Origin of the sequence: Serratia surfactantfaciens (assembly GCF_001642805.2) — a bacterium.
Lineage (GTDB): Bacteria > Pseudomonadota > Gammaproteobacteria > Enterobacterales > Enterobacteriaceae > Serratia > Serratia surfactantfaciens.
In genome coordinates this window covers 2,305,844-2,319,936 of record NZ_CP016948.1, presented here as the reverse complement: position 1 = coordinate 2,319,936, position 14,093 = coordinate 2,305,844, and the positions used below count along the sequence as shown (strand labels likewise).

Here is a 14,093-nt window from a genome sequence, read left to right as displayed (position 1 = left end):
TAGGGTTGAACATAAATTAACCTCTTGAGTATAGCTGTCATTTTTATGTGAAAAGCTTGGCGTGAAGTTAATCACGAAGTACAGTGACTATAATAGTGACAGTTATTTTACTTTTTCATATAACAGTTAAGAGCTATGACCCGATACGAACAGCTTGCGCAGCAGATTAGAGAACAGATCCAGAACCGGGTGTGGCGGGCGGGCGACAAGCTGCCTTCGCTGCGCGAAAGCGGCAAACGCGCCGGGCTGAGCCTGATGACGGTGGTGCAGTCTTACCAGCTGTTGGAGAGCCAGGGATGGATCGTCGCCCGGCCGCAGTCGGGCTATTATGTGGCGGCGCGCCCGCAGCCGTTGCCGCAGCCTTCGCGCGGCGAGAAGCTGGTGCTGAGCGAGCAGGTGGACATCAACGCCTTTATCTTCGACGTGCTGCAGGCCTGCAAGGACCCGGACATCGTGCCTTTCGGTTCGGCGTTTCCCGACGCCACGCTGTTCGCGCAGCCGAAGCTGGCGCGGGCGCTGAGCAGCGTGGCGCGCAAGTTCACGCCGCACAGCTCGCTGGCCAACCTGCCGCCGGGCAACGACGCGCTGCGGCGGCATATCGCCCAGCGTTATGCGCTGAGCGGCATGCAGGTGGCACCGGACGAGATCGTCATCACCGCCGGGGCGATGGAGTCGCTCAGTCTCAGTCTGCAGGCGGTGACCCAGCCGGGTGACTATGTGGCGATCGAGTCGCCGGCGTTTTACGGCGCGCTGCAGGCGCTGGAGCGGTTGCGACTGAAGGCGGTGGCGATCGCTACCCATCCGCAGGACGGCATCGATCTGGATGCGTTGCAGCAGGCGGTGGAACAGTATCCGATCAAGGCCTGCTGGCTGATGACCCATTTCCAAAACCCGCAGGGCGCCACCTTGCCGGAGGCCAACAAACAGCGTCTGGTGGCGCTGCTGCGCGAGCGGCAGATCTCGCTGATCGAAGACGATGTCTACGGGGAACTCTATTTCAGCGCCGAACGGCCGCTGCCGGCCAAGGCGCTCGACAGCGGTGGCCAGATTCTGCACTGTTCGTCGTTTTCCAAATGTTTGGCGCCAGGCTTTCGCGTTGGCTGGGTGGCGGCGGGGCGTTACGCGCAACAGATCCAGCGTTTGCAACTGATGAGCACCGTTTCCACTAGCGTGCCGACCCAGATGGCGCTGGCGGATTATCTGTTGCACGGCGGCTACGATACCCACCTGCGGCGGTTGCGTCGCCTGCTGGCTCAGCGCCAAAGCGCCATGCGTCAGGCGATCGCCCACCATTTTCCGCCGACGGTGAAAGTCAGCCAGCCTGACGGCGGTTATTTTCTGTGGCTGGAGCTGGATCCGGCGCTGTCGTCGATGGAACTGTACCGGCGCGCTCTTTCTCGGGGTATCAGCATCGCGCCGGGGCGCATGTTCACCACCGGAGACCATTTCAATCACTGCTTCCGTCTCAACGCCTCGTTTGAATGGAACGACCGGTTTGAAGAGGCGATAAAAACCTTAGCCAAACTTATCCGGGGGCTGGCGGCGACCGGTTGAACCGCGTTTGGCACGACGGTTCGCCCCAGAAAAATTCATAATGCTTTTTTCGGCAATGGAATGCCGGTTTCGTTGTTAGACAGCCCTCCAGCCGCCCATTACTCTGCGATAAATTTTGTCACATTTTTATCAACGGGAAGACGAGGGGCAGTGGGTGAGTGGAATAAAAAATAAACTAAACAAACTGTTGCGTTATCGGCTGACGCCGCTGGCGTTGGTCTGCGCGCTGGGGCTGAGCGCCGGCGTTCAGGCGGAAACGCTGGCCGAAGGCATCACGCCGGCCAGCGACGCCGCTCGGGTGCCGGCCGCCGCCAAACTGCGCAAAGACACCGTTGTGGCGGGCATCTCGGAGCCGCAGGGGATTTTCAACCCGTATCTGTTCACCAACGGCTGGGACGAAAACGTGACCGACGTGATCTTCAGCCGCCTGATCGGCCTGGACAGCCAGGGCAAGCCGGAAGGACGCCTGGCTGAGTCCTGGCAGGTCAGCCCCGATAATTTGACCTACACCATCAAGCTGCGGCCGAACCTGGTCTACAGCGACGGTTCGCCGTTGAAGGCCGACGATATCGCCTTTACCCTGACGCTGCTGCACGACCCGGCCTATGACGGCGATACCGATATCACGCCGGCTCACATTCAGGGCGGTGCCGACTATAAAAACGGCACCGCGGCCAGCATTAGCGGGCTGAAGGTGATCGACGATCGCACCATTCAGATCGTCACCACGCAACCGGGCGCGACCACCTTACAATTGATCGGCGGGCCGGTGCTGTCTCGTGCTTACTACGGCAAAGACTATCAGCGCGGCAAGCTCGACGGCGTGCGCGCCTTCAACGGCAAGCCGCTCGGCAACGGCCCCTACATTTACGACAGGTATGTGCCGGGGCAAGAGATTCGCTTCCACGCCAACCCGAACTTCTACCTTGGCCCGCCGCCGATGGCGCGCTTTATCTATCGCGTGACCAACCCGGCTACCAACTTCCAGCTGTTCCAGACCGGCGAGACCGACTACGACGCCTTTACCGCCAAGCCTGACGATATCGAACAGCTGAAGCTGCTCGGCTTCGCCAATATCAACCTCTACAGTTCGAGCGATTACAGCCGCGTCGACTTCAACCTCCGGCGCCCGGCGCTGCAGGACAAACGGGTGCGCCAGGCGCTGATCTACGGTCTGGATCGGCAGAGGCTGATCGCCGTGGTATACCAGGGGTACGGCAAGGTCGCCAACCAGCCAATCTCGCCGATCTCCTGGGCCTATGACGCGAACGGCATCAATCCCTACGCTTACGATCTCGATAAGGCCGGTAAGCTGTTGGACGAGGCCGGTTGGCGAGTGGGGGCGGATGGCATTCGGCAAAAAGACGGTAAAAAGCTGGAGCTGACGCTGTTGGTGACCAAAAAACTGATCAACGATGCGTTGGTGCCGATCGCCAAGGACAACTACCGCCGGCTCGGCGTGGTGCTGAAACCGCAGGTATTGGATTTCAACGCGCTGCTGGCGCAGCGCAAGGCGGGCAATTATGACCTGGCGTCCCTCAGCACCAGTACGTTGAACGATCCGCACGACGGCGTGCGCGATTTCATCAGCCGCGAGAGCCAGACCGGGTATCACAACCCGCAGGTGGATGCACTGATCGCCAGGGCCAACGCCACGCTGGACATCGCGCAGCGCAAACCGCTGTACCATCAGCTGTATCAGGTGTTGGCGGACGATCCGCCGGTGATCTTGCTGGGCAATCGCGAAATCTTGAGCGCCAGCAGCGCGCGCGTCACCGGCTTTAAACCGGATATCTACAACGGCTTGGTCGGCAGCCTGCCGAACGTCAAACCGGCGCCGTAACGCCCTGAAGCCGCTGCGCCAGTTCGGGCGGCGGCGATGGAAACCGCAATGAGAAACTTTATCCTGCGCCGTCTGTTGCAGACGATCCCGATGCTGCTGTTGGCTTCATTGCTGATTTTTTGCATCTTCGCCCTGGCGCCCGGCGACTTTATCGATGGCAATATCAACCTGACCGCGCAACGCGCCGCCGAGCTGCGGGCACTGTACGGGTTGGATCAGCCGCTGTTCAGCCGTTACCTGCACTGGCTTGGCCGATTACTGCAGGGCGACCTCGGCTTTTCGCTGCAGTACCAGATCCCGGTCAGTACGCTGCTGAATCAATACATCTGGAATTCGTTCCTGTTGGCGGCGGTGGCGATGGTGCTGTATTGGGGCATCGCGCTGGCGGTGGGGGTGGTCTCGGCGATGAAACCCTATTCGCTGTTCGATCATCTGATCACCGTAGCGGTGTTCGCCGCCATGTCGTTTCCGACCTTTTTTCTTTGCCTGTTGCTGATCAAATGGTTCGCCGTCGATCTGCACTGGCTGCCGGCGGGCGGTATGTTGCGCACCGGCAGTGAGGCGAGCGGGCTGGCCTGGTCACTGGAGGTGGCGGCGCATCTGCTGTTGCCGGTGCTGGCGCTGGTGATGCTGCAGGCCGGCAGCCTGACGCGCTATTTCCGCGCCAGCATGCTGGAGGTGATCCGCATGGACTATATCCGCACCGCGCGCGCCAAGGGGCTCAGGGAGAAAACGGTGATCCTCAAACACGCGCTGCGCAATGCGCTGTTGCCGATCATCACCCTGCTGGGGTTCGAGCTGCCGGGATTGTTCTCCGGCGCGCTGATCACCGAAAAAATCTTCAACTGGCCGGGGGCCGGGCATATTCATATCGATTCGCTGGCGGCGCGCGACTACCCGGTATTGATGGGGTTTACGCTGTTTCTGGCCGCCTTGACCATTCTCGGCAACCTGCTGGCGGACATTCTGTACGCCTACGCCGATCCGCGCATTCGCTTGAGGTAATACGATGTTGGTTACGCTGTTTTTCGGCCGCCGTCGCCGCTGGCGACAGGCGCAGCTGCCGGTGCTGGCTCAGCTGTCGCCGCCGCCCGCCGCGCAGGCCTGGCGACGTCTGCGCCGCCACCGGCCGGCGATGATTTCGCTGGCGTTGCTGGTGCTGCTGGCGTTGCTGTGCCTGATTGGGCCGCCGCTGTCGCCGTGGCGCGACGACGCCGGCGATATGCTGAATATCAACCAGGCACCGAGCGGTGCGCACTGGTTGGGCACCGACTTTCTCGGCCGCGATATCTGCACCCGGCTGCTGCTGGCGGGGCGAATATCGCTGACTATCGGCCTGGTGTCGATGCTGTTGTCGGTGACGCTGGGCTATGTGCTGGGAGCGCTCGCCGGTTATCTGGGGGGCGTGGCGGATCGGCTGATCATGCGTTTCGCCGATCTGCTGATGACCATCCCCGGCCTGCCGCTGCTGATCATCATGGGGGCGATGCTGACCGAGCTCGACGTCTCGCCTGACTACCGCATCTACATGGTGATGATCATGCTGAGCCTGCTGGGTTGGCCGTCATTGGCGCGGCTGGTGCGCGGCCAGATCCTGTCGCTGCGCGAACGGGATTTCATGCTGGCCACCGAAGTGCTGGGGCTCTCCACCCGGCGGCGGCTGTTTGGTCATCTGCTGCCCAACACCGTGCCGATTCTGGTGGTGGTGGCCACCATGGCGGTGGCCAACGCCATCCTCAGCGAATCGGCGCTGAGCTACCTCGGGCTGGGTGTGGTGCCGCCGACGCCGTCGTGGGGCAACATGATGGACGCTGCCAATAGCCTGATTGATTTTCAGCGCCGCCCCTGGCTGTGGATGCCGCCGGGGCTGGCGATCTTCGTCACCGTGGTGGCGATCAATATTTTGGGCGATGGCCTGCGGGACGCGCTCGATCCGAAAATGAACGGGGTAAAACGATGAGTCAACCGCTGCTGGCGTTCGATCGATTGTCGGTGTCGTTTCAGGGGGAGCAAGGGCCGGTGCGGGCGGTGCAGCAGGTTAGCCTTGAACTGCATGCCGGGCAAACGCTGGGGATCGTCGGCGAATCGGGCTGCGGCAAAAGCGTGACCGCCATGGCGTTGATGGGGCTGTTGCCGCAGCCGCTGGCGCAGGTAGACGGCGGTGAAATCCGCTTCGAAGGGCAAAACCTGCTGTCGCTGCGGGCGTCAAACATGGCGGATCTGCGCGGCAACCGGCTGGCGATGATCTTTCAGGAACCGATGAGCGCGCTCAATCCGGTGCTGACGCTCGGCGAACAGCTGGTGGAGCCGCTGATACGTCACCGGCTGCTGTCGCCGAAAACGGCCTGGCGGCAGGCGATTCAGTTGCTGGCGGAAGTGGGGCTGGCGCGTGCGGAGGCGCTGATGGGCTGCTATCCGCATCAACTGTCCGGCGGCATGCTGCAGCGCGTGATGATCGCCATGGCGATCGGGTGCCGCCCGGCGCTGTTGATCGCCGATGAGCCGACCACGGCGCTCGACGTTACGGTACAGGCGCAGATCCTGGCGCTGCTGCGCGAACAGAGCCGGCGACACAATATGGCGATGATCTTGATCACCCACGATCTTGGGGTGATCGCCCAAATGGCGGATCGGCTGGCGGTGATGTACGCCGGGCGCGTTGTCGAACAGGGAACGACGCGGGAAGTGTTGGCCGAACCGCAGCATCCCTACACGCAGGGGCTGATCGCCTCGCGGCCGTCGCCGGGGCAGCGGCGCCATCGCTTATATTCCATTCCCGGCCAGGTACCGGATCTGGCGCGGCTGCCTGAGCATTGCGCATTCGCCGAACGCTGTGCACAGGCCACCGCGCGCTGCCGCGATGGCATTCCGCCGCTGTACGGCTCCCGGCAGCGCCAGTCCGCCTGTTTTCTCAACGCCGGAGGGCGCCCGCATGTCGACTGAACCTTTGGTGGAAGTGAAGGGATTGAAGAAATATTTCCCGCTGCGCGACGGGCTGTTCGGGCGTACCACCGGCCAGTTGAAGGCGGTGGACGACGTCAGCTTCAGCATTCGCAAGGGCCGCATTTTCGGGTTGGTGGGCGAGTCCGGCAGCGGTAAAACCACCGTCGGCCGTACGTTGCTCGGCCTGCACGACAAAACCGCCGGCGAGGTGCGGTTTAACGGGCAGGCGCTGGATAGCCTGAGCAAAGAGGCGCTGCGCGCGCTGCGGCCGAAAATGCAGCTGGTGTTTCAGGATCCGTACAGTTCGCTAAATCCGCGCCTGCGCGTGGGCGACGCCATCGGCGAAGCGCTGTTGCAGCACGGTCTGGCGAGTAAGGCGGAACTGCGCGAGCGGGTGCTCGACACTCTGGCGATCTGCGGGCTGTCTCCACAGCATTACGTGCGGTTTCCGCATGAGTTTTCCGGCGGCCAGCGGCAGCGCATCGGCATCGCGCGCGCGCTGATCCTGCAGCCGGAGTTTATCGTCGCCGATGAACCGATATCGGCGCTCGACGTGTCGATTCAGGCGCAGATCATCAATCTGTTTTCCGATTTGCAGGAACGGCAGGGGGTGACGCTGCTGTTTATTTCGCACGATCTCGGTGTGGTGGAGCATCTGTGCCAGGACGTGGCGGTGATGTATCTGGGGCAGATTGTCGAGAGCGCCGACCGCGATGCGCTGTTTCGCCAACCGCTGCATCCCTATACGCAGGCCCTGTTGGCGGCGGTGCCGACGCTGGATACGCAACGCTTACCGACGCAGGTGGCAAGCGGTGAACCGCCCAATCCCGCCAACCCGCCGCGCGGCTGCCGTTTCCACCCTCGCTGCCCGCAGGCTACGGCGCAGTGCCGTGAACAGGCGCCGCGCCTGCGCAGCGTTGCGCCCGGCCATCAGGTGGCCTGTCACCTGGTCGGTTAGCGTCAGGACAGGTAATGCTTCAGCGCGCGCCCGGCCTGGTGGATCGCCGAATGCACCGCCGGGACATGGGCGAGCGGGTTCAACAGACCGTAGTCGTGGATCAATCCGTTGTAGCGGGTGGAAGTGACCTCGACCCCGGCGGCGTCGAGCAGGCGCGCGTAGGCCTCGCCTTCATCGCGCAACACGTCCAGCTCGGCGGTCTGCACCAGCGCCGGCGGCAACCCCTGCAGCTGTTCCACCGTGGCGTTGAGCGGCGAGGCGTAGATTTCCTTGCGCTGCGCCTTATCGGGCGCATAGCTGTCCCAAAACCACTTCATCATGTTGCGGGTCAGGAAATGGCCTTCGGCGAACTGATGATAGGAGTCGGTATCAAACTGGGCGTGCGTGACGGGCCACAGCAGGATCTGGCAACGCAGCGCCGGTATGCCTTTCTCTTTGGCCATCAGACTGACCACCGCCGCCATGTTGCCGCCGACGCTGTTGCCGACCACCGCCAGCCGTGAGCCGTCGACGTTGATCTTTTCACCGTACTCGGCCACCCATTCCGTGGCGGCGTAAGCCAAGTTGATCGCCTCAGGGTATCGCGCTTCGGGCGAACGGGGGTAGTTGACGAACACTGCCGCCGCCCCGGAGCTGTGCACCAGATCGCGTACCAGGCGTTCGTGGGTGGGGAAATCGCCCAGCACCCAACCACCGCCGTGAAAGAACATGAAGACCGGCAGCTTTTCCTTGACCCTGGCCGGCCGCACCAGCTGCAGCAAAATATCCTGCCCCTCTACATGAATGCTTTTCTCGCTGATCTCGACCTCACGCAGCGGCACCTCGGCGCTGCGCTGCGCGTCTTCCAAAACCCTGCGTGCCTCTTTGGGCTTCATGTGTTCCATGGGTTTGCCGCCGGCGGCATTCAGCGCGTCGAGAAAGGTACGGATGTCATGCAGGGGGAGCGGCCGACCGAGGTCGACGGTTTTCTTGGACATGGTGACTCCTTGTGCGCGGAAGAAGAAAAGGTGCGATCAGAATCACAGTGTAGTCGTTGGCGCATAAAGCGAGAGCCGCGGCAGTCGGGCATAGGCGCTTCGCCGCCGCATTGCACGATCCTGGCGCACCGCTGCACCGGATTGGGGCAAAAAGTGTGATGACGAGCAAATCGGATGAAATTATTTTTGCGAGCCCGATCAGAAATCCTGAAGTTTTTCGTAATTGAATAGGATTTCGCGGGCAATGATGATTTTAGGCCTTATTTTTTAATTTATGCATTACCAATGCATAAAAAATGAATAGGTATGCATTATAAGCCGTTGTTTTAACGTAAAAAATAGCAAAATCCGGCAAAAATCCCGTTTTGGCACGATAGCTGCTCTACACTCTTTATCAAACGACATGTATTTTAACTGCTCGTTAACATTTACTCCCCGCTCAGGGACCGGATATACGCCATAAATAGTGAAAAACCGATTTTATGTAACAGATTTGTTTCTAAAACAGCGATGAAAGGCAGCATTTTCTCCGCGGGGAAAGTCGGTTTTGAACAGCGTTTTTTTTGCATTGTGGCGGCCTAGCCGGGCTTGAGCGGCCCTTACAGTCAAAATTCAGCCTTTGCTGAGATTATGAGGTCACTATGGAACAGCCAATCGCAGTTACCCGCCAGTCTTTCGATGACTGGATGGTCCCGGTTTATGCCCCTGCCGATTTTATTCTGGTGCGGGGAGAAGGCTCGCAGGTGTGGGATCAACAGGGTAAGTCTTACATCGATTTCGCCGGCGGCATCGCGGTTAATGCGTTGGGCCATGCGCACCCGGCGGTCAAGGCGGCGCTGGTGGAGCAGGCGGGCAAACTGTGGCATCTGGGCAATGGCTATACCAACGAACCGGTGCTGCGTCTGGCCAAAAAGCTGATCGACGCCACCTTCGCCGACAAGGTGTTTTTCTGTAACTCGGGCGCCGAAGCCAATGAAGCGGCGCTGAAGCTGGCGCGCAAACACGCGCACGACCAGCACGGCGCCGGCAAAGATCAGATCGTGGCCTTCAACAACGCGTTCCACGGCCGCACGCTGTTCACCGTCTCCGCCGGCGGTCAGCCGAAGTATTCGCAGGACTTTGCGCCGCTGCCGGGCGGCATCACCCACACGCCGTATAACGATCTGGCGGCGGCGGCCGAGCTTATCAACGATCGCACCTGCGCGGTGATCGTCGAGCCTATCCAGGGTGAAGGCGGCGTGCTGCCGGCGGAGGCCAGCTTCCTGCAGGGGTTGCGCGAGCTGTGCGATCGCCATAACGCGCTGCTGATCTTTGACGAAGTGCAGACCGGCGTCGGCCGCACCGGCCACCTGTATGCCTACATGCAGTACGGCGTGGTGCCGGACGTGCTGACCACCGCCAAAGCGCTGGGCGGCGGCTTCCCGATCGGCGCCATGCTGACCACCGACGCCCTGGCGAAAACGCTGGGCGTCGGCACCCACGGCACCACCTACGGCGGCAACCCGCTGGCGACGGCGGTGGCGGGAGAGGTGTTCTCCATCATCAACACCCCGGAAGTGCTGGCAGGCGTCAAACAGCGGCACCAGTGGTTTATCGATGGGTTGAACGACATTAACCGCCAGTATCCGATCTTCGCCGAGATTCGCGGCGGCGGTTTGCTGATCGGCTGCCAACTGAAGAAAGACTATGCCGGCAAAGCGAAGCAGATCACCCAACTGGCCAACGAAGAAGGCGTCATCGCGCTGATCGCCGGACCGGACGTGGTGCGTTTCACGCCGTCGCTGATCATCCCTGAACAGGATGTGAAAGAGGGGCTGGCGCGATTCGCGCGCGCCGTGGCGCGCATTTGCAGCTAATCAGCGGGCTGCGCCTTCACCGGCGCAGCCTGATTCAGAAGAGGTTCGCATTATGATGATTATTCGCCCTATAGAGCGCCGCGATCTGGCAGATTTGCTGACGTTGGCTGGCAAATCCGGTATCGGTCTCACGTCGCTGCCGCAAAATGAAGATACTCTGTCGGCACGTATTGAGCGGGCGTTAAAAACCTGGCAAGGCGAACTTCCGCAAAGTGACCAGTGTTATTTGTTCGTGTTGGAAGACAGCGAGCGCCGGCAGGCGGTGGGGGTCTGCGCGATCGAAGTGGCCGTCGGCCTGGCGGAACCCTGGTACAGCTTCCGCGTCGGCACGCAGGTGCACGCGTCCAAACAGCTGAACGTCTATAAATCGGTGCCGACGCTGTTCCTCAGCAACGACCACACCGGCCATTCGGAGCTGTGTACGCTGTTCCTCGATCCGGACTATCGTCACGGCGAGAACGGCAAGCTGCTGTCGAAGGTACGTTTCCTGTTTATTGCCGCGTTCCGTGAACGCTTCTCCCGGCGTCTGATCGCCGAAATGCGCGGTTTCTCCGATGAAAACGGCCGTTCGCCGTTCTGGGAGAGCGTCGGTCACCGTTTCTTCTCCATCGAGTTCGCCAAGGCGGACTACCTGAGCGGCACCGGGCAAAAGGCGTTTATCGCCGAGCTGATGCCGAAGCATCCGCTGTATGTCGATTTCCTGGCCGAAGACGCGCAGAAAGTGATCGGCGAGGTGCACCCGCAAACCCTGCCGGCGCGCCGCCTGCTGGAAGCGGAAGGCCTGAGTTATCAGGGCTACGTCGATATCTTCGACGGCGGCCCGACGCTGGAAGCAGAGATCGACCACATCCGTGCGGTGAAGCAGAGCCGCCTGGTGAAAGTGGTACTGGATGACACGCCGATGCGCGCCGATGCGCCGGTGCATCTGGTGGCCAACGACAACTATCAGAACTACCGCGCACTGCTGGTCAATGCCGATCTGTATGACGACCGCCTGCATATCAACGCCGCCACCGCCGCGGCGCTGGGCGTCGAGCAGGGCAGCCCGGTGCGGGTGCTCCCCCTTATTGCACAGGAGAAAGCATGATGTCCCATCCTGCTCTGTTGATTAATGGCGTCTGGCGGCAGGGCCGCGGCGCTGAGTTCGGCAAGACCGACCCGGTCGGCAATCAGCCGCTGTGGCGCGCCAACGCCGCTGACGCCGATGACGTCGCCACCGCCTGCGAAGCTGCGCGCGCCGCTTTCCCAGCCTGGGCGCGCACGCCGTTCGAGCAGCGTGAACAGCTGGTGAAGCGCTTCGCCGCCTTGTTGGAAGAACACAAACAGTCGCTGGCGGAAACCATCAGCCGCGAGACCGGCAAACCGCGCTGGGAAACGCTGACCGAAATTCAGGCGATGATCGGCAAGGTGGGCATTTCGCTGCAGGCCTATCAGACGCGCACCGGATTTAGCCAGACGGCGATGGCCGACGGCGCTTCGGTGCTGCGCCATCGTCCGCACGGCGTACTGGCGGTGTTCGGGCCTTATAACTTCCCCGGCCATCTGCCCAATGGCCATATCGTGCCGGCGCTGCTGGCCGGGAACTGCGTGGTGTTCAAGCCGAGCGAACTGACGCCGCTGACCGCCGAAGAGACCCTGAAGCTGTGGCTGAAAGCCGGTCTGCCGGAGGGGGTGATCAATCTGGTGCAGGGCGGCCGCGAAACCGGCGAAGCGCTGGCGGCCAGTGCGGATATCGACGGGTTGTTGTTCACCGGCAGCGCCGGGACCGGCTACCATCTGCACCGCCAATTGGCGGGACAGCCGGAGAAGATCCTGGCGCTGGAAATGGGCGGCAACAACGCCCTGATCGTCGATGGTTTCGAGGATCGCGATGCGGCGGTCAACCTGGCTATCCAGTCGGCGTTTATCTCCGCCGGCCAACGCTGCACCTGTTCACGCCGCATTCTGGTGAAGCAGGGAGCGGAAGGCGACGCCTTCATCGCGCGTTTGGTTCAGGTGGCGGGTGAACTGCGCGTCGGCCGTTGGGATGCCGAACCACAGCCGTTTATGGGCGGCGTGGTGTCGTCCGCCGCGGCGGAAAACATGCTGAAAGCGCAGCAGCGCTTGCTGGCGCTGGGCGGCAAATCGCTGCTGACCCTGCGCCTGCTGGAGCCGGGCAGCTCACTGCTCAGCCCGGGGATCATCGATCTGACCGGCGTGGCCGGCGTACCGGACGAAGAGTATTTCGGGCCGTTGACCACCATTGTGCGTTACCGCGATTTCGACGAGGCCCTGTGGCTCGCCAACCAGACGCGCTACGGCCTGTCGGTGGGGCTGGTCTCGCCGCAGCGCGAACTGTTCGAGCGGCTGCTGTTGGAAGCGCGCGCCGGCATCGTCAACTGGAACAAGCCGCTGACCGGGGCGTCCAGCGCGGCGCCGTTCGGCGGCGTGGGGGCCTCCGGCAACCATCGCCCAAGCGCCTTCTATGCGGCGGACTATTGCGCCTGGCCGATGGCTTCGCTGGAAAGTGAAAGCCTGTCGCTGCCGGCAACGCTGTCGCCGGGCTTGTCGTTCCGTTAATCGTCTGCGGCGGTGCTGTGGCGCCGCCGCAGGCCATCCCCAGGGGATAGCCATGTCAGGATATGAAGTCAATTTCGACGGTTTGGTGGGGCCGACGCACCACTATGCCGGGCTGTCGTTCGGCAACGAGGCCTCGACGCAGCATCAAAACAGCGTATCGAACCCGAAGCTGGCGGCGAAACAAGGGTTGCTGAAAATGAAGGCGCTGGCCGATCTCGGTTTCCAGCAAGGGGTATTGCCGCCGCAGGAGCGGCCGCATTTGCCGATGCTGCGGCGTCTGGGGTTCAGCGGCAGCGATGAGGCGGTGCTGGCGCAGGCGATGCGTCAATCGCCGCGCCTGCTGTCGGCGCTCAGCTCGGCGTCGTGCATGTGGACCGCCAATGCGGCCACGGTGTCGCCTTCGGCGGACAGCGCCGACGGTAAGGTGCATTTCACCGCCGCCAACCTGAACAACAAATTCCACCGCGCCATCGAAGCGGAAACCACCACCGACGTATTGCGGGCGATGTTCAACGACGATCGGCATTTCGCCCACCACGAGGCGCTGCCGCAGGTGGCGTTGTTCGGCGACGAAGGGGCGGCTAACCATAACCGTCTGGGCGGCGACTACGCCAAGCGCAGCGTGCAGGTGTTCGTTTACGGTCGTCAGGAGTTTGGCGGCGAAACGGCGCCGGCGCGTTACCCTGCGCGCCAGACGCGCGAAGCCGGTGAGGCGATCGCGCGTTTGCACCAGTTGGACGAGCGGCATACGGTCTTCGTGCAGCAAAACCCGGCGGTGATCGATCAGGGCGTGTTCCATAACGACGTGATTGCGGTCAGCAACCAGAACGTGCTGTTCCACCACCAGCAGGCGTTTTATCGCCAGCAACAGGCGCTGGATGAAGTGCGCCGCAAGATGGCGACGCTGGACAGCGAACTGGTGGCGATCGAAGTGCCGACGGAGCGCGTGTCGGTAGCGGACGCGGTGGCGACCTATCTGTTCAACAGCCAAATTCTCACCAAGCCGAACGGCAAGATGATGATCGTGGTGCCGGAGGAGTCGCGCCAGCATGCCGGCGTCTGGCGTTATCTGAACGACATGGTTGGCGGCGGCGGCCCGATCGATGAGATCCGCGTGTTTGATCTGCGCGAAAGCATGCGTAACGGCGGCGGCCCGGCCTGTCTGCGCCTGCGGGTGGCGCTCAATGAGCAAGAGCTGCGGGCGGTGAATTCGCGCGTGATGATGAACGATCGGCTGTTTACGACGCTGAACGAATGGGTGGATCGCCATTACCGCGATCGTCTGACGCAGGATGACCTGGCCGATCCGGCGCTGCTGCGCGAAGGGCGTGAGGCGTTGGATTCGTTGACGTCGATCCTCGGTCTCGGCTCTATCTATCCGTTCCAACGCTAAGGGAGGCTGT

General features: G+C 62.0%; 11 protein-coding genes. 10 read left to right on the top strand and 1 reads right to left on the bottom strand.

Annotated features, from left to right (window positions below):
* Window positions 1-135: 135 nt before the first annotated feature.
* The 6 genes from ATE40_RS10955 to ATE40_RS10930 all read left to right on the top strand — a co-directional run bounded on the left by ATE40_RS10955 (window position 136) and on the right by ATE40_RS10930 (window position 7,298).
* Window positions 136-1,554, top strand: coding sequence for an aminotransferase-like domain-containing protein (locus tag ATE40_RS10955; protein ID WP_019452872.1), 1,419 nt, complete (start codon window positions 136-138; stop codon window positions 1,552-1,554).
* A 187-nt stretch (window positions 1,555-1,741) separates the two neighbouring features.
* Window positions 1,742-3,397, top strand: coding sequence for an ABC transporter substrate-binding protein (locus ATE40_RS10950; protein WP_063918509.1), 1,656 nt, complete (start codon window positions 1,742-1,744; stop codon window positions 3,395-3,397).
* A gap of 48 nt (window positions 3,398-3,445) precedes the next feature.
* Window positions 3,446-4,402, top strand: a complete 957-nt coding sequence (locus tag ATE40_RS10945) for an ABC transporter permease (protein WP_063918508.1) — start codon at window positions 3,446-3,448, stop codon at window positions 4,400-4,402.
* A 4-nt stretch (window positions 4,403-4,406) separates the two neighbouring features.
* On the top strand, window positions 4,407-5,357 hold the full coding sequence (gene opp4C, locus ATE40_RS10940; RefSeq protein WP_063918507.1) for an oligopeptide ABC transporter permease: 951 nt from the start codon (window positions 4,407-4,409) through the stop codon (window positions 5,355-5,357).
* Window positions 5,354-6,340, top strand: a complete 987-nt coding sequence (locus ATE40_RS10935; protein WP_019452868.1) for an ABC transporter ATP-binding protein — start codon at window positions 5,354-5,356, stop codon at window positions 6,338-6,340. The genes opp4C and ATE40_RS10935 overlap by 4 nt, the downstream gene beginning before the upstream one ends.
* The gene (locus ATE40_RS10930) at window positions 6,330-7,298 is read left to right on the top strand and encodes an ABC transporter ATP-binding protein (protein ID WP_063918506.1); all 969 of its coding nucleotides are present in this window, start codon (window positions 6,330-6,332) and stop codon (window positions 7,296-7,298) included. The genes ATE40_RS10935 and ATE40_RS10930 overlap by 11 nt, the downstream gene beginning before the upstream one ends.
* A 2-nt stretch (window positions 7,299-7,300) precedes the next feature.
* On the opposite strand, the gene ATE40_RS10925 is transcribed toward ATE40_RS10930, so the two are convergent.
* Window positions 7,301-8,275, bottom strand: coding sequence for an alpha/beta hydrolase (locus ATE40_RS10925; protein ID WP_063918505.1), 975 nt, complete (start codon window positions 8,273-8,275; stop codon window positions 7,301-7,303).
* Window positions 8,276-8,916: 641 nt separating this feature from the next.
* Here ATE40_RS10925 and ATE40_RS10920 point away from each other — a divergent pair.
* Genes ATE40_RS10920 through astB form a run of 4 tightly spaced genes read left to right on the top strand, consistent with a single transcriptional unit; the run spans window position 8,917 to window position 14,083 of the window.
* The gene (locus tag ATE40_RS10920) at window positions 8,917-10,131 is read left to right on the top strand and encodes an aspartate aminotransferase family protein (protein WP_019452865.1); all 1,215 of its coding nucleotides are present in this window, start codon (window positions 8,917-8,919) and stop codon (window positions 10,129-10,131) included.
* Window positions 10,132-10,183: 52 nt separating this feature from the next.
* On the top strand, window positions 10,184-11,218 hold the full coding sequence (astA, locus tag ATE40_RS10915; RefSeq protein WP_004934585.1) for an arginine N-succinyltransferase: 1,035 nt from the start codon (window positions 10,184-10,186) through the stop codon (window positions 11,216-11,218).
* Complete coding sequence (gene astD, locus ATE40_RS10910) at window positions 11,218-12,690, top strand: succinylglutamate-semialdehyde dehydrogenase (protein WP_063918642.1); 1,473 nt, start codon at window positions 11,218-11,220, stop codon at window positions 12,688-12,690. The genes astA and astD overlap by 1 nt, the downstream gene beginning before the upstream one ends.
* 52 nt (window positions 12,691-12,742) lie before the next feature.
* Window positions 12,743-14,083 carry an N-succinylarginine dihydrolase gene (gene astB, locus ATE40_RS10905; RefSeq protein WP_063918504.1) on the top strand — a complete coding sequence of 447 codons (1,341 nt, stop codon included), beginning with the start codon at window positions 12,743-12,745 and terminating at the stop codon, window positions 14,081-14,083.
* Window positions 14,084-14,093: the final 10 nt, after the last annotated feature.

Bases quoted from the DNA above. Each gene is read 5' to 3' on its own strand.
- ATE40_RS10955 (WP_019452872.1), top strand. From the start codon at position 136: ATGACCCGATACGAACAGCTTGCGCAGCAGATTAGAGAACAGATCCAG.
- ATE40_RS10945 (WP_063918508.1), top strand. From the start codon at position 3,446: ATGAGAAACTTTATCCTGCGCCGTCTGTTGCAGACGATCCCGATGCTG.
- opp4C (WP_063918507.1), top strand. From the start codon at position 4,407: ATGTTGGTTACGCTGTTTTTCGGCCGCCGTCGCCGCTGGCGACAGGCG.
- ATE40_RS10935 (WP_019452868.1), top strand. From the start codon at position 5,354: ATGAGTCAACCGCTGCTGGCGTTCGATCGATTGTCGGTGTCGTTTCAG.
- ATE40_RS10930 (WP_063918506.1), top strand. From the start codon at position 6,330: ATGTCGACTGAACCTTTGGTGGAAGTGAAGGGATTGAAGAAATATTTC.
- ATE40_RS10925 (WP_063918505.1), bottom strand. From the start codon at position 8,275: ATGTCCAAGAAAACCGTCGACCTCGGTCGGCCGCTCCCCCTGCATGAC.
- ATE40_RS10920 (WP_019452865.1), top strand. From the start codon at position 8,917: ATGGAACAGCCAATCGCAGTTACCCGCCAGTCTTTCGATGACTGGATG.
- astA (WP_004934585.1), top strand. From the start codon at position 10,184: ATGATGATTATTCGCCCTATAGAGCGCCGCGATCTGGCAGATTTGCTG.
- astD (WP_063918642.1), top strand. From the start codon at position 11,218: ATGTCCCATCCTGCTCTGTTGATTAATGGCGTCTGGCGGCAGGGCCGC.
- astB (WP_063918504.1), top strand. From the start codon at position 12,743: ATGTCAGGATATGAAGTCAATTTCGACGGTTTGGTGGGGCCGACGCAC.